The organism is Microcystis sp. LE19-41.2A (assembly GCF_027530405.1).
GTDB lineage: Bacteria > Cyanobacteriota > Cyanobacteriia > Cyanobacteriales > Microcystaceae > Microcystis > Microcystis aeruginosa.
In genome coordinates, this window is sequence record NZ_JAPZQJ010000513.1 from 1 (window position 1) to 15028 (window position 15028).

Genomic DNA, 15028 nt, shown 5'->3' on the forward strand with positions numbered 1-15028 from the left:
GTGGGAGAGATAGGGGGAAAATTCTGGGACTTTTTCTCTGAAAATTAGGTAATTGACCAGATGAGAATCGGTAAAACCCTACACCCCACACCCCACACCCCACACCCTGTCCCCACGAAAAACTTTTTCAGCAGACCCTAATTAGGGGTCTCAAGACCCCCCCTAGCGGCCACCGAGAAAACCTTCACCAGCTAAGTATTTTTACTCAAGTCTCTGGAGGGGGACAGCTTATGTGACAGTTGAGGGTGCGGAATGTGGGTTTCAGGGAAAAAGTGCCTAAATTTCCCCCCGATCACTCCCATATCCAGTACTTTTTGATTGCCAAATTGATTGACCTTATGGATTGCATGATTTAAGCTGTGTGAGTTAGATCACTCAGGTAGTCGCAAAACTCAAGTTTGAATTGTGCCTATGATTCCCGTTTTGTCACCATTTTCAAAAGTACAGGCGATCGCCGTAACCAGAACCGACGGTAGTGATCCGATAGTAGTGGCGTAGCTCTCTTGCTTATCTAGCCTGAGTTGTGTAGAATATTTACTAATAAAAATAATTACCTGACAAATGTCAAGAATTTGCTTTTTATGATTGCTGTTTTTATCAATATCTTCTCTTGGATCATTAAACTTTGGTTGGATGGCGATGAAGATTTAGAACAGAATCTTCTGACAAAAGATTCACAAGCTTCAATATTTAGTTGTCCTAAATGTGGTTCTTGCCATACCATCAAAAATGGTTCTACACATAATGGCAAACCGAAACGTAAGGGTAAAAATTGTGGTCAACCGTTGGTAATTAATCCTAGTCATAAAACCGTCTCTAACGAAACCCAAAAATTAATAAATCTCCTGCTACTAGAAAGAATTTCTCTGCGAGGAATTGCTAGAGTAACTGGAGTGAGTTAGTCATGGTTACCAAACTATGTTAATAATAAATTTAGCCAAGTTCCCCGCCAGGTATAGGTAACAGACAAACCTAAAGGCAAATTAATCATAGAATTGGATGAGTTATAGTCATTATTATTTTGTAATAAAATTTAGGTATATATTTGGTTAGCTATCGATAGAACTACCCGAGAAATAATTGGTTGTTATTTAGGAGATAGAAGCCGTAAATCAGCTAAAAAGCTCTGGAAAAGTCTCCCATGAGTTTATCGACAATGTGCTGTTGCTTACACAGACTTTTGGGAGTTATATAAGACAGTAATTCCTCGTAAAAGTCATCGGGCAGTAGGTAAAGAAACTGGTCAAACTAATCCTATTGAAAGATTAAACAATACTCTTCGACAAAGAATTTCTAGATTGGTCAGACAGAGTCTATCGTTCTCCAAAAAAATGGATAATCATATCGGGGCTATCTGGTATTTCATCTTCCACCATCGATAAAAATCTATGATTAAACCCACATTCCGCCCCCTAAAAATCTATGATTAAACCCACATTCCGCCCCCTAGTCGTTGAAACCAACAGTTGCTCTAGCCCTTGTGTAGTAAGACTTTTAGCGATTACTAAGAATTATGAAGTGTCACACTCTAGTCAGCGATCGCCAGCTTGCTTAATGAGAGTCTATCTCAATAATTTGGTATCAGAGCTATCAGATTTTTAGCGCTAATTGTGCATCTGCTGGGCAAACAAATTAGCCTGTAATTCAGAGCCGGCAATCGTTTTGACGATTTAGATAAAATTTTCAATGTGACACTTTAGGATGCGGAATGTGGGATAAGACATGATTCTAGTTTTATCCATCGATAAAAGTGTATGATTAAAGACATAAGAATTGATTGACATCAGGTATTAATGGTGTTAGGATATGTGAGGTAGATCACTCAGTTGTATCGCAAAACTCAAGTTTGAATTGCCCCCACGATTCCCATTTTGTCAACCTTGTCAAACAGATCTAAGGAAATAAATGCACAGCTAATTGTCGCCCATCAATCACAGCTGATCACCAGAGGTACTTGTGCTGTGAACCTGTAAATTTCCACTGACGGTGACATCGCTTTGGTGCTGGAACGCAACAACAAGTTAAGCTTCGATACTTTCTGTCTTGAATGCCTTTACTCTTTCCTAACTTATTGACCATGAGTTCAACCACTCCTATAACTACCGCCCAGTCATCACCAAAAAAACCCGTTGATGACCAGAAGAAAGTAACTGAGAACGAGCAAATACCAAATAGTAATCAAGGAACCAGTCATGTTGATCAGTTGTTAGAGCAGGTTATCGGTGACGAAGATTTAACTCTTCTCTCCCTAGAAGAATTGGATGTGCTTTTGAATCAAGTTGATTTTTTAGAGGCAGTTGAACTTGATACTGGGGGAGGAACGATACCAAACAATGGCAATAACCAAAATTCAACTTCTACCTCAAGTCTTACCTCAAGTCCTGCCTCAAGTCCTACCTCACGTCCTACCTCAAGTTTTACCTCAAGTTTTACCTCAAGTCCTACCCCAAGTCCTACCCGAAGTCTTACCTCAAGTTCTACCTCAAGTTCTACCTCAAGTGTCTCACGACCAGATTTAGTGGGCAGTTTTGGCACGATTAATTTGCCAAGTACGGTTAACTTCGGCGCTCAGGGAAGTGCAAAGGTAATTGTCACCAATCAAGGACAGGCGAGCGCCAGTGGTCCCAGTACTGTCAAACTGTACATTTCCACTGACGGTGAGATTGACAGTAACGATCGGTTACTCACCAGTGTCAGCACAAACTTGAACCTAAACGCCGGGCAGTCAGTCACCTTAGACTTAACGTATAACAACAATACTTCAGTCATCGCTGCGGGGGCTTACTTTCTCATTGCTCAAGTTGATGCCAATAACCAAATTCCCGAACAACTGGAAACCAATAATGTCACCAGTAAATTAGTATCGGGACTCAATACTAATGCCATCATCGACTGGAATGCGATCGCATTAAATGCGATTCAAGCCGAGGGAAAAGCAGGGCGGGGAGTTGGGCCGACAGTGGGTTCTCGCTTAATGGCCTTGGTTTCTACTGCTGTCTATGATACGGTTCAGGCCTTCAACACTTTATATCCCTCCTATGCTGTAAATGTAAACGCACCAACAAATACCTCGTTGCAGGCGGCGGTAGTTGGTGCGGCCTATCGAGTTCTCTCTACTCAATTACCTGAACAAAATAGCTTGTTATCACAGCAAGTAACCAATTCTCTGGCGGAGATTCAGGACAGTGCCACCGCTGAAAACAGGGGTTTTAATTTTGGCATTTTAGTAGCCAATCAGAGCCTCAATTTACGCGCTAATGATGGTTCCAGCAACAATACGCCTTTCACTGCGCCGTCGGGAAACTATGTCTGGACACCAGAAACCTTAGGACCCACTGCTGGGGTAGCACTCGGTGCCAACTGGGGTGGGGTAACTCCTTGGACAATTGGCAACATTGACCAGTTTGTCTCGCAAAATCAACTTGATGTAACTCTTGATGGCCGTCCCGACAATCCTAATGATCAGGGTGCATTGTATGCCCAAGAAATTGAAGAAGTCCGGCTCTATGGTGGATTGCAAAACACTGCTCTCACGACCACTTTACGCAATGCAGACCAGGCAGAAATGGCTGTTTTCTGGGCCTATGACCGGGCTGATACCTTCCGTCCCTACGGTCACTTAAACCAAATTGCTCAAGAAATCGCCGTGCGTGAGGGCAATACCTTGCAAGAAGATGCCAGCTTATTTGCCGCATTAAATACCGCGCTGGCAGATGCGGTAATCGTCGCTTGGAAAGAGAAATACACTGAACTCCAACCTCGCCCTGATGACATAATTGCCGGAGGATTTGCGGCTAATGACGGGATAGCTTCTACGGTGGGCGATCCCGATTGGAAACCTTTGCTGTCAACATTAATGGGGGTTAATTCGCCACCTTTCCCGGATTATATGTCAGGGCATTCTGCCATGGGGGGAGCATTTGCTGGAGTGATGACCGAATATTTTGGTGACAACTATGTGTTTAGTGCTGTCTCCCAAGAACTTCCCGGTGTCGTTCGTAATTTCGATAGCTTCTATGAAGCGGGAATGGAAGATGCCCTCAGTCGTATTTATGGCGGGGTTCACGTCAGTGAAGCTTGTATTGATTCTTTTGAAATGGGGTTAGCTGTTGGCGATTTTGTTTCGACAAGTGTCTTTCAGCCGATTGTCTAGTATCGTGTCGAGTTGAGCGAACCTGCATCAGTCCCCACCCTCGGCAACGCACCAGTGGGGAAGGTGCAGGGGGCGGCAATTTGAGGACTCGATGTCCGAAAAATTGCCAACTAAATTTTAATGGTAAATCCCATGCTTTAGGTGATATCGGTCGCACTTTGGAATTATCCCTGGAAAGGGTGCGACAAATTGAGTCGAAAGCGTTGCAAAAACTGCGTAGTTAGATCACCAACAGAATATCCCTACTAGAGAGTTAAATAGGGCTTGCTGAATAAATCTAAAAACCTTGTTGGATAATATCTTTAGACTTTTTGGAAATCAAAAAGTACCGGCCTTGGCAGTGATCGGGGGGAAAATTCAGGGACTTTTTCCCTGAAAATTAGGTAATTGACCACCTGAAAATCAATCGGTAAAACCCTACACCCTACACCCCACACCCCACACCCCACACCCTACCCCCAGGAAAAACTTTTTGCCGCAAACCCTAAATACTCCCTATTTTTTTAGGAGATTTTAACTGACTGAGAACAACGATTTGATGAGTTGCATTCCAGACGTTTTTGACGTTCTGCTAAGATTGTCTGTAAATTCGGTCTTCCGGTTAAGGTTAATCGCCAAGAAGCCCAAATTTCATAGATAATATCCACTAGAAACCCAATAACCGGCCATTTAGTAGCGGCATAAATCCAACCAATGTCTAAAATGTCATAGACTTGGCGAAACACTTCCACATTTTGGAGAATAGTACCATCAGCTAGTACGGCGTGGATTCGCCCCATGGCTGCCGCGAAGGAAATACCGCCATTTTCCTCTGGATTATAGTTTTCGGCGGCAATATCGACAAAAGCAACTAATCCTCTCCCAGCATCCCGTTTTTGCAGAAAATTGACCTCGCGCAAGCAGAGGGGACATTCTCCATCGTAGAGGAGTTTAATTTTCCAAGAGGGCGATCGAGTAGAATTTTCTAAGGTATCAGCAGATGGAGTCGGTAAAGATGACATGATCTTCTAGGGATTTTCTTTTCGGTGGTCGGTAATTAGTGAGGGGTTGAGAAGTGGCGAGTGAGTGGAACGAACCACAGAGACACAAAGGACACAAAGATCGATCCTACATTAAGTTAAACTTATCACACAAAAAATAAGAGAGCCAATTGGGGTGTGGGGAGAATAAATAAAAGCAATCTCCTGAATACTGGCTCGGAGAATACTGTCCTGATGATTATTTTATGGCAATTCATCAGATTGGATGGTATCACTCTCTATTGGTTCTCGATCGTTGCGTTTTGAGAAACCCCAAGCAAAGAGGATAGCAATTAAACTAATCATAATCCATTCCGGCGGCACAAAATCGGGACTAATCACCCGCAACAGCAATCTTAAACCCACCAAACCGACGGTGACAAAACCAGCATCTTCTAGGTGGGTGTATTCTTCCAACCAGCGAATAAATAAACCCGCCATAAAGCGCAGGGTAACTACTCCGATCGTACCACCAAGCAGGATCAACCAAGTATCATCGGCCACGGCGATGGAGGTGGTGACACTATCGAGGGAAAAAGCTAAATCGGTAACGGCAATTAGGGGGATAGCTTGCCAGAGAGATTGAAACTTGAGACTATGATGGGTGTGGTCTTTGTCTTCCGGGGAGGCAAAGTAATTAAAGACTAACCAGAGCAAATATACTGCTCCCAAAAGTTCAAACTGCCAGTATTTAACCACCCAGGTGGCGGTAAGAATCAAGACCATACGGAGAATATAGGCGAAAACTAAGCCAATATTCAAGGCCTGACGTTGACGCTGATGATCTCCTAATCCCTGTGCTATGGAAGCGAGAGCAATGGCGTTATCTGCTGATAATACCGCTTCTAGGGCAATGAGAACCAACAGAATTAACGGGGTTTTTAGACTAAGGGTTAGAGATGAATCAAGGAGCGAGTCTAACATTGAGGCCGCAGGTAAAAATAAATGTAATCATGGCAATACTTCAGCTTAACGCTTTTACAACTTTCTTTTCTAGGGGAGATAACCGTCATCGGGGTGGGGAGATATGAAGTCTTGTAACGAAATGATGCAGAGGACCCCGATGATGTCGGAAAGTATTGGATGAATATCTTTATGAGGAGATAATCAGCAATGCTTTCTGATACTCAAGTTCTAGTCGCTCTGGTAATTGCTTTAATCCCCGGGATTTTGGCTTTTCGTCTAGCGACGGAACTTTATAAGTAAAGTCGCTTTCAATAAACCCTGATCCCGTCTGACCTAGCTATAGGATAGACCGATTGGGGTTTTTTCAGTGATCAGTCATCAGTTACCAGTTATCAGTGATTGGGTGTAACTTGAAGGTAATTAGCCACCTTTCTCACCGATTTTACTTATACTCATAAATCTATGACCGCAGGAACACGAAACCAAACCGACAAAAAAACCCGAAAAAAGCCAAAAAGCGGCAATAAATCCCAAAACTGGCAAGTTATCGAGATCTGGCTCCGAATTATTGCCTATAGCGCCATTTCCGTCACGGCAGTTTTTGCGATCGCTCGTTTGCTACCTTACCAACAGATCCAACAGGCAAAACTGGAAGAAGTGCGTTTGGCAGCCCAAGAAAAGGAGGAACGCGTCAATCAATTGCGCGGTCAATTTACTCGCAGCTTCGATCCTAGTCAAGCGCGGCAAGTCATGGGGGAACAAAGTCCCCGACGGGATCCTAATCAAAGACGCATTTTTTGGGTTTCTCAGTAGATTAGCTGCCCGTGCATCTCAATTACTTGTTAAGACTTCAGGGGAGAGGAGAGAGCCACAGAGTCGGTCTGAGCATTTGTCAGGATAAAACTAATGACCACAGCGACACAATTCTTAAGCATTGCTGCCTTGACAAAAGAGGATTATTATGCTCGTGATTGGGTAAAATTTTCCGATGCACTAAATCCTGTGGCATTAATCGATTTTAACTGACTTGAGGGAATCAGATAGGAATTTACAAGGAGATGAAAATTAAAATCTTTCTGTGAAAACTGATAACTCACATCTGATAACTCACATCTGATAACTCACATCTGATAACTCACATCTGATAACTCACATCTGATAACTCACATCTGATAACTGATAACTCACATCTGATAACTGATAACTGATAACTGATAACTGATAACTCACATCTGAAAACTGAAAACTGAAAACTGATAACTGATAACTGAAATGACTCGATCCTATTTTGCCACTACCGCGAGGGGACTAGAAGAAATTGCCGCTAGGGAATTAGAATTCCTAGGGGCCAAAGAAGTGAAACCCGTATTCACCGGAGTCCATTTTCAGGGAGATCTGGCCCTACTCTATCGAGTCAATCTTTGGTCAAGAATTATTTTTCGGGTTTTGGTTCCCATTGCCGAAATTCCCTGTGGGGATGGGGAAGAACTTTATGATGGCATTCAAGCCATTGATTGGCGCGATTATCTCACCAGTGAGGAAACTTTAGCGGTACAATGTACGGGAACGAACGATCGCCTCAATCACACCCATTACACCGCTTTAAGCATCAAAAACGCTATTATCGACCAACAGCGTCAACAGGGGAATCCCCGTTCTTTTGTGGATACAGAAAACCCCGACCTGCAAATTAACGCTCATATCGAGAAAAATCTCTGTGTGCTTAGTTTAGATAGTTCTGGTCACAGTTTGCATCGTCGCGGGTATCATCGGGCCATGGGAGTCGCACCTCTGAAAGAAAGTCTCGCCGCTGCTTTGGTAGAATTATCGGCATGGCAGGATGATATGGCGCTTTTAGACCCTTTTTGTGGTTCGGGAACCATTGTCATCGAAGCGACGTTAAAAGCTTTAAATATTGCCCCCGGTTTATCTCGTTCCCAGTTCGGATTTCAGAAATGGCCAGACTATCAACCGGATTTATGGCAATCTTTGCTTCAGGAAGCTAAAGAAAAACAAAAATCTCAGCTAAATGCGCCAATTTATGCTAGTGATGCCGATTATGAGGTTTTGCGTCAGGCCGAGGATAACGCCTATTTTTGTCAAGTGCAGGACCATATTAATTTTAGCTTGCAAAGCATCACCGACTTAGAACCGGCGAGCGATCGAGGGATTATTCTCTGTAATCCCCCTTACGGCAAAAGATTGGGCAATACCGAAGAATTAGGGGCCTTATATAAATCCTTCGGTGATGTCTTAAAACAGAGGTTTAAGGGTTGGACAGCCTATATTTTATCGGGTAACAAAGAACTGACTAAACAAATCGGTCTGCGTTCTTCCCGTCGCACTCCCTTGTATAACGGTTCTCTGCCCTGTACCCTCTTAAAATATGAGTTGTATTAACTACATCAAAACCTTGAGACTGTCAAGGGCTAAATGAACATTCTGACGAACTGAGGCAGCAGAAGTGTGTAGATCCAGACGTTCAGCATCGGTCAAACGCACTTCCAGAATACTTTCCACACCCCGACAGCCCAAGCGACAGGGAACCCCCAGATAGACATCCTGTAAACCGTATTCACCCTTAAGATAGGCTGCCGCCGGCAGTAAACGGGATTGATTTCTCAATATCGTCTCGACCATGGTACAGGCAGAGGAAGCAGGGGCGTAATAAGCGCCGCCAGTTTGCAGTAATTTGACGATTTCAGCCCCACCGTTGCGAGTTCTCTCCACTAAACGGTTAATCGTCATCTCGTCCATTAATTCGGTAATCGGCACACCACTGACGGTACAGTAACGGGGTAGGGGCAACATTAAATCACCGTGACCACCCAAGACCATGGCATGAACGTCGGCGGTACTAACCCCCAATTCCATGGCGATAAAGGTTTGTAAACGGGAAGAATCGAGGACCCCTGCCATTCCCATCACTCTTTGGGGAGGTAAACCGGTGGCTTGCCAGACTAGATAGGTCATCACATCAAGGGGATTAGTGATGACGATAAAAATGGCCTCTGGAGAATACTGGAGGCATTTAGTGGCGGCCTCGACAACAATTTTGGCATTGACATTCATGAGATCATCGCGACTCATGCCCGGTTTTCTGGCTAATCCAGCCGTAATCACGACAATATCCGAGCCTGCCGTGTCTTCATAGTTATTAGTGCCGATAATCTCGCTGTCGTGCAGTTCTATGCCCTGAGCTTCCATCAAATCTAGGGCAATACCCTGGGGCAAACCATTGACGATATCGAGGAGAACCACATCGGCGAGGTTTTTTTCGGCGATGCGTTGGGCCAGGGTGCGTCCGACGTTACCGGCACCAATAACCGAGACTCGGGGCGATTGGCAGGGGATGAGTGTATCGTAGAAGTCAACCATGATTTATGGATGAGGCAATATCCTCATCAGACGGGTTCCAGTTGTTCGAGCTTTAGCCACACACTGGGGGTAGGAACGTAGAATTTAATCAAAGCGTAATCATCTTTTACATCCAAGACTTCTGCTGTCGAGTTGAACATATAACTGGGTAAACGGCGATCGCTGGCTAGGGCTTCGAGGCTATTTTCTAGGTTTCCCGTCACCACGCGGACTAAAGCTCCTTTCTTAATTGTAGCTGCCATGTTTTTCTCGTTAAATTTGCTTGGGGGTTTCTTCTATAAATTGTTACATATTCCGGCGGGCCTCTGACAAGAGAGTGTGGGGTGTGGGGTGTGGGGTGTGGGGTGTGGGGTGTGGGGTGTGGGGTGTGGGAATGATGAATTATGAAGTGGGGAGGTGGGGAAGTGGGGAAATTGAACTAAAACCCTAAAACCCTAAAACCCCAAAACCTGCCTCCTACCTTTTGCCTTAATTAAAACTCAACCATTTGACCATAACTTAAGAGACTTTGTAGGGTGGCGAGGCGATTTTCCCAGACCTGTATTTGATAGGCAGATAAATCTTTTTGTCTGGACATCACAGATTTAAATTTATAGCTAAATCGCTTTAAAGCATTTTGAGTTAAAGTCAAATTGCGAGGGCTGGGATTATTAGCCAATTGTTCTAATAGATTAGCCATTTCGTCCACTTCTTGCCCCCAAGCTTTTAAGGTTCCCTCCTCCATTGCCCATAAATTATTTATTATTAAAAAACTCCACTCTTGACGCAGGGAATTAAACCTCGCCGCCGCCGTTTTGAAGGGTTGACGGTGGGGTAAAGGTTCGGTTTTTTTCGTAATTATCGATCCCTGAATGCGATTAAGAATTGTTTGCAAGTTGGGATTGAGATTTTCTGTGGCAAAAAGAGCGAATCCCGAAGTGGGAAGATTGCGAATAAATTGTAGTTGATCGATCGTGACTTGATCGGGTACTTTTAACAGACGGATACCGGGTATAATCAGAGCATTTCCTGCAATTTGGCGATCAAATAAAGACTTGGTTTTATCTTCTAAAGTCCCTGTATCGAGAGCATAAGTCATTAAAAATATCAGGTCTATCCATTGATTTTGTCCCCATTCTTCCCAGTTTTGTTGAATACGATATAATCGTTCTTTTTGTTCTAGGGGAAACACCGCCGCCGACATTTTTAAGTGGGGGCGAATCTGTTTTAAGCGAGTAGAAACCTGCGAGACAAAAGTATCAACCTGACGGATTTTAAAGCTAGTCCATTGTTCCCATAAAGCACCCCGGGGATTTAACGTAATTGGATCAACTCCCGTCATTTGTTTAAATAACCAGCGGCCGGATTTACCATAACCATAGGTTTGATTAGAATCTTGACTCTGGAAGGGATAGCGAATATAATCTAACTGCAAGCCATCCACATCATAATTCTTGACAATTTCCTCGTAAAGAGATAAAAGATAGTTCTGTACCTCGGGATTAGCAGGATCAAAAAAGGCCTTTTTCATGCCTTGACTGTAATCAAAAGAACCACCACTTTTATTAGTTGCCCCCCAATCGGGATTACGGGATAAAACCGGACCTAGATAATCTAATGGTTGCTCTAATACTTTATTATGAGCTTGATTAGCCGCCGCAAAAACCCACACCCAGGCGTGGATTTCCATATTGCGTTCATGGGCTAATTTAACGGCAACTTTTAGGGGATCCCAACCTCTGGTTAAAGGGTTTTGTTCGGGGGCAACTTGACTGGGATAAATAGTATAACTAGCATTAACTGTCTCGAAAAAGACCACATTAATACCCGCTGCCGCCATGCGATCGAATACTTTAGCTAAATCCTCCTCATTTTTAGCTTCTACGATCGTGCCTCTATCTAACCACATTGCCCGTATTTCTGGCTGGGCAAATTGTCGATTAGTGGGATAATTATCCCAAAGACTTCGCCGCGCTTGTAACCAAAATTCTCGCGCTTGGGTATAGGCCCCCTGAGCAATTAAATTCTGAAAATTATTTAAAGCTCCTTCGGCATTTTCTAGGGCTAAACGGAATCGTCTGGCTGTATCTGAGGTGGGGGAATTTTTCCCGCGATTATGAAATGCTTGTGCTAAGGATTTATCAGTATTGGATATATTACTGTTGCTGGCTTCTAAAGCTAAGAGAGTCACCCCATAACGCCCGATTAATCCCTGCAATTCCGCCGTCATCTGGCTAATTTGTTGAGGAGTTAGGCTGGCTCTGGGGGGAATTGCCTCGGTACTCGGACTTAATCTCGCCGTTTCACTGGGGGGATTTTCTGAAATCTGCGGTAGAGGGCGACGGGGTGCGATCGCAACGCGCTCGCTACGCGAGATCGCTGTTGGGGTATTATTAATATTATTAACTATTGTTGATTGACCTTGACAATAGGGCGCAATTGTGTTAGTAGAAGAACTGCGATTAATGCCGTAGCGTTGCAGGGCGGTTTCTAGCCAAGCACTATCGAGGGCGAGATTAGCGACGGCATCGCTGCCCCAGCGCCAACCGAGAAAGATCGAGTTATTATTGAGGACAACGGCGGGGGGATTGTTGCGCGCCCCCCAGACGGCAACGGTTTGGCTATTAACTCCCGTGGGGATAACCACACCACCGAGGAGACTGCTGGCTAAAGGTTTTTGGTTTTTCAGTTCACCCAAATTAGTCGGCCGCAGGGTGTAAGCTTGGGAGTGAGGATAGGCCCAGTAAGCCCCAAATAGCGATCGCAATTGATGACGCACAGCAGGTTCCGAAAGATTCCCCGCCGGACCGGTGACAATAATTTTACCACCGCGATTAAGCCAACGACTCAAGACATCAGCTTGTAAACCGGAAATAGTCTCGACGTTGGGGATGATTAGAACCTTAATTTTATTTAGATCCGCGTCGCTTTGCCACTGATTACTCTGGAGAATGCAGTAATTAACCCCGACATTTTGCAAACGTTCGGTTATATCTGTCCATTGATTGGCATTTTCTTGACTTTTTAACACTGCCACCGGTGTCGCTAAAACTGGGATCGGCAGCAAGACACCCACACAGGACAAAAGACAGGCAATTAGGGGCTTTTTAAACAGATGATCAAGATGGAAGGACGATCCCAGCACGTTTTTTTCTCTTAATTTTTTGGTTAACTTCTCCTGATCTTACCCAACTTAGCCAAAAAATAGTATCTTGGGGAACAAAAATTGTGATGAGGCGATCGGTTTTGGGGGATTGATCAGCCGCTTGTCACAAGTAATGAAATAACTACAGATCGCTTATGATCAATTTATTCTCGCACGCTTCTATATTGCTCAAGAATAGAACCTTATCTTGCAAAAGCTGTGGGGATTGGAGGGGAGCTAAAAAACACAATTCAGAAATGATGAGTGATGTGACTACAGTGGTACAAACTACCTTTCCTTTCTTCACCGTTATCTCCTATTGAAGTCTAACGACTAAGATAAGCGGCGGCAGATAATCTCAGCAACTTGACCAAGTTTTATCTACCGTCCGCACCAACGCAGTGTTGGGCTGCCGTCGCTACTGGCTTTTAATTAACCTTTCATACTCTGCATGTGTGCCAATCCAAAACCATAAAATGCCGCGCTCCACTTCTATTCCCAATGCCCTATGACCTCGACCTGCCCGAACCGACCAATACTTTCCGACTTTTTTGAAATGTAACGACGGATGGGATGGGTCAGCCTTCAATAATTCATAATTTTCATCTGCTACCTGCTGGATAGGTTCAGGTAAGGAGTCATAGCACTGCCAAAATCTACGAGTCGTAAAATGCATTAAATTGTCCGGTAATGCCCCGCCTCAAAGTCAGCCAGTGCTTCCTTAGCCAAATTATCCAATTTGCCAGCAGCAATATCATTCTCAAGTTGTTCGTCCCAACGCTGATAATCTAAATCAAAGAACCATTCTAAAAGCTGATTAAAATCATTAGGTGAAAGCTGGAGGATAGCAACTTCGAGTTGTTCAAGTGTTAACATTATTCTTCCTCTACTAATGTTAAAGACAAGATTGAGAAATAATATCTCCCTTGCCTTGCGAACTTAACTTGGGCTACAAGAACCCTAGAGATTTAGCGATCGCAATCAACGCAGCTACAGCCTGTAGAAAGGGTAAAAAACGCCTGATAATCAACCTGAATCTTCGATAACAAGATCGAGAAGTTTGATCTAGCCGCTTAATACTCACTTTTAGTCTTTGGCAAAAAGACCGAAGTGACTGATTTGGTTTATGCTGCCCGTTGCCATTGAGCTTACTTCCCTTTAACACTGTCTTCCTCCGGATCTCGTGAACCGGCATTACTCTTCCTTTGCAGGAAAAATAACAGTAGGGATCAAAGACTAAGGAATTGACCCGATTGCCCACACAGCGGACTACCTCTCGATAGTCGTGTTAACCTGCCTCTTAGCCCCATCACTCGGAAAGGTGTGGTGTACCCCTTATAGAAAAGGTAGTGCGTTAATTATAGCGGATCGAATCAAGCCTGCAATTGCAGTCAACCCATGCCTTTGCTCTTAAACCTGACTCAAACAGAAAACCTTCGAGTAATGTCTCACCGACAACAAGAAGCAGCCCAACGGCTCAAATCAGCGGCGGTAAAAGAACCTGAATTTAGTTCTAGTAGCTCTTAGCCGTCCGCTGCATTTGAATTGTTAGACCTTGTATAACAACATTAAGGATGATGTTTTTGAGCTTGAAAAGAACGAAATACCGTCTGTCAAGGAAGCTGTATACACAAATTTTTTGTGTTTTTCAGGAATGCAAAGACATCTGCCCTTGAAAGATCACGTTTTCCCTCGCCTACCGCCATACTTCGAGGCTCAATTTAAGGCTCTTCGGTTTGTGTTATGCAATGGATGGGGGTTATAAGGAATGAAACCCTTATAGAGACAGACATTACCGCAATTTTTGTCAATTGTTTGCGATCTAGAGCGAACTAATCAATTAAATCTCTTGCCAGATAAGGATTTAGTCGATTTATGCCCCCATATCGAACCATACCAAGTCCCGAAGAGCCCAATTTAACATCATCGAACTTAGGTTCTGTAGGTGCCCCTTCACCTTTGCTTGTATAGGCAATGTGGTCAAGATAAACTAGATTACCAAATACATTGGCTACAATTTGCCATACAAAAAGAGAATCACCCTTTTTAAGATCAAATTTCCTCTTGATCTCTTTTGAATGATAAATTTCTTCATGCTTCATAGATTCGTGGAATGTCTCTCGCTCAGTACGATTTTCGTATCCAATACTTCCAGTTAATTCCAGTTACTTAAATGTAAATTCTCCACCCGCTCTGATTTTTTTGCCAGCTTCCAAACCCAAGCTAACAGTATTAGAACTACTTATAGTCAGACGATCTGTTGTAGTTGATTCACGTTTGACTCCTACAAACTCCGTAATCTCAAAACTTTAGACCTCTTGCATAAATCCGAAAACAAACGATAGAAACAATAATGGGAGGGACTTTCAGTTAATTATTTATTAGTAGTTGATAATCTTCAAAAATGTTGCTGTACAAGGATCGACTTAAGACTTTTGCAAGAGGTCT

Annotated in this window: 12 protein-coding genes and 2 pseudogenes; 7 read left to right on the top strand and 7 right to left on the bottom strand. The window is 43.7% G+C overall.

All coding sequences use genetic code 11. The features are described from left to right. Positions 1–662 precede the first annotated feature (662 nt). The 3 genes and pseudogenes from O9290_RS21480 to O9290_RS21490 all read left to right on the top strand — a co-directional run. Positions 663–1382, top strand: a pseudogene (locus O9290_RS21480) (IS1 family transposase). Positions 1383–2077: 695 nt separating this feature from the next. Then, positions 2078–4153 (top strand): CARDB domain-containing protein, encoded by a 2076-nt coding sequence (locus O9290_RS21485; protein WP_288057253.1) that lies wholly within the window; start codon positions 2078–2080, stop codon positions 4151–4153. Between the two features lie 119 nt (positions 4154–4272). Continuing rightward, a pseudogene (locus tag O9290_RS21490) lies at positions 4273–4377 on the top strand (sigma factor-like helix-turn-helix DNA-binding protein); the annotation flags it as partial. A 279-nt stretch (positions 4378–4656) separates the two neighbouring features. Here O9290_RS21490 and O9290_RS21495 read toward each other — a convergent pair. Further along, entirely contained in the window at positions 4657–5154 is a 498-nt protein-coding gene (locus O9290_RS21495; RefSeq protein ID WP_002758715.1) for a thiol-disulfide oxidoreductase DCC family protein, read from the bottom strand. 222 nt (positions 5155–5376) lie between these two features. Beyond that, positions 5377–6096 (bottom strand): TerC family protein, encoded by a 720-nt coding sequence (locus tag O9290_RS21500; RefSeq protein WP_002758716.1) that lies wholly within the window; start codon positions 6094–6096, stop codon positions 5377–5379. 189 nt (positions 6097–6285) lie between these two features. Between O9290_RS21500 and psaM the strand changes: the two genes are divergently transcribed. From psaM to O9290_RS21515, 3 genes are all read left to right on the top strand, one after another. After that, the gene (gene psaM / locus O9290_RS21505; protein WP_012264462.1) at positions 6286–6378 is read left to right on the top strand and encodes a photosystem I reaction center subunit XII; all 93 of its coding nucleotides are present in this window, start codon (positions 6286–6288) and stop codon (positions 6376–6378) included. A 162-nt stretch (positions 6379–6540) separates the two neighbouring features. After that, positions 6541–6891 carry a slr1601 family putative cell division protein gene (locus O9290_RS21510; RefSeq protein ID WP_288057256.1) on the top strand — a complete coding sequence of 117 codons (351 nt, stop codon included), beginning with the start codon at positions 6541–6543 and terminating at the stop codon, positions 6889–6891. A 459-nt stretch (positions 6892–7350) separates the two neighbouring features. Beyond that, on the top strand, positions 7351–8478 hold the full coding sequence (locus tag O9290_RS21515) for a THUMP domain-containing class I SAM-dependent RNA methyltransferase (protein WP_288057258.1): 1128 nt from the start codon (positions 7351–7353) through the stop codon (positions 8476–8478). On the opposite strand, the gene mdh is transcribed toward O9290_RS21515, so the two are convergent. The 4 genes from mdh to O9290_RS21540 all read right to left on the bottom strand — a co-directional run bounded on the left by mdh (position 8479) and on the right by O9290_RS21540 (position 13456). Then, positions 8479–9456 carry a malate dehydrogenase gene (gene mdh / locus O9290_RS21520; RefSeq protein ID WP_002758721.1) on the bottom strand — a complete coding sequence of 326 codons (978 nt, stop codon included), beginning with the start codon at positions 9454–9456 and terminating at the stop codon, positions 8479–8481. 26 nt (positions 9457–9482) lie between these two features. Next, a complete protein-coding gene (locus tag O9290_RS21525; protein ID WP_002758722.1) occupies positions 9483–9698 on the bottom strand; it encodes an NAD(P)H-quinone oxidoreductase subunit O in 216 nt (71 codons plus the stop codon). A gap of 230 nt (positions 9699–9928) precedes the next feature. Continuing rightward, positions 9929–12580, bottom strand: coding sequence for a glycoside hydrolase family 10-like protein (locus O9290_RS21530; protein WP_288057259.1), 2652 nt, complete (start codon positions 12578–12580; stop codon positions 9929–9931). A 675-nt stretch (positions 12581–13255) separates the two neighbouring features. Further along, a complete protein-coding gene (locus O9290_RS21540) occupies positions 13256–13456 on the bottom strand; it encodes a hypothetical protein (protein ID WP_002758726.1) in 201 nt (66 codons plus the stop codon). 522 nt (positions 13457–13978) lie between these two features. On the opposite strand from O9290_RS21540, the gene O9290_RS21545 reads away from it, so the two are divergent. Continuing rightward, complete coding sequence (locus O9290_RS21545; protein WP_002758727.1) at positions 13979–14107, top strand: hypothetical protein; 129 nt, start codon at positions 13979–13981, stop codon at positions 14105–14107. 305 nt (positions 14108–14412) lie between these two features. On the opposite strand, the gene O9290_RS21550 is transcribed toward O9290_RS21545, so the two are convergent. Next, positions 14413–14682, bottom strand: coding sequence for a hypothetical protein (locus O9290_RS21550; RefSeq protein ID WP_288057260.1), 270 nt, complete (start codon positions 14680–14682; stop codon positions 14413–14415). Between the last annotated feature and the right edge of the window lie 346 nt (positions 14683–15028).

What these genes read in the sequence shown, in the direction of transcription:
- O9290_RS21485 (WP_288057253.1), top strand. Translation starts at nt 2,078, where the DNA reads ATGAGTTCAACCACTCCTATAACTACCGCCCAGTCATCACCAAAAAAA.
- O9290_RS21495 (WP_002758715.1), bottom strand. Translation starts at nt 5,154, where the DNA reads ATGTCATCTTTACCGACTCCATCTGCTGATACCTTAGAAAATTCTACT.
- O9290_RS21500 (WP_002758716.1), bottom strand. Translation starts at nt 6,096, where the DNA reads ATGTTAGACTCGCTCCTTGATTCATCTCTAACCCTTAGTCTAAAAACC.
- psaM (WP_012264462.1), top strand. Translation starts at nt 6,286, where the DNA reads ATGCTTTCTGATACTCAAGTTCTAGTCGCTCTGGTAATTGCTTTAATC.
- O9290_RS21510 (WP_288057256.1), top strand. Translation starts at nt 6,541, where the DNA reads ATGACCGCAGGAACACGAAACCAAACCGACAAAAAAACCCGAAAAAAG.
- O9290_RS21515 (WP_288057258.1), top strand. Translation starts at nt 7,351, where the DNA reads ATGACTCGATCCTATTTTGCCACTACCGCGAGGGGACTAGAAGAAATT.
- mdh (WP_002758721.1), bottom strand. Translation starts at nt 9,456, where the DNA reads ATGGTTGACTTCTACGATACACTCATCCCCTGCCAATCGCCCCGAGTC.
- O9290_RS21525 (WP_002758722.1), bottom strand. Translation starts at nt 9,698, where the DNA reads ATGGCAGCTACAATTAAGAAAGGAGCTTTAGTCCGCGTGGTGACGGGA.
- O9290_RS21540 (WP_002758726.1), bottom strand. Translation starts at nt 13,456, where the DNA reads ATGTTAACACTTGAACAACTCGAAGTTGCTATCCTCCAGCTTTCACCT.
- O9290_RS21545 (WP_002758727.1), top strand. Translation starts at nt 13,979, where the DNA reads ATGCCTTTGCTCTTAAACCTGACTCAAACAGAAAACCTTCGAGTAATG.
- O9290_RS21550 (WP_288057260.1), bottom strand. Translation starts at nt 14,682, where the DNA reads ATGAAGCATGAAGAAATTTATCATTCAAAAGAGATCAAGAGGAAATTT.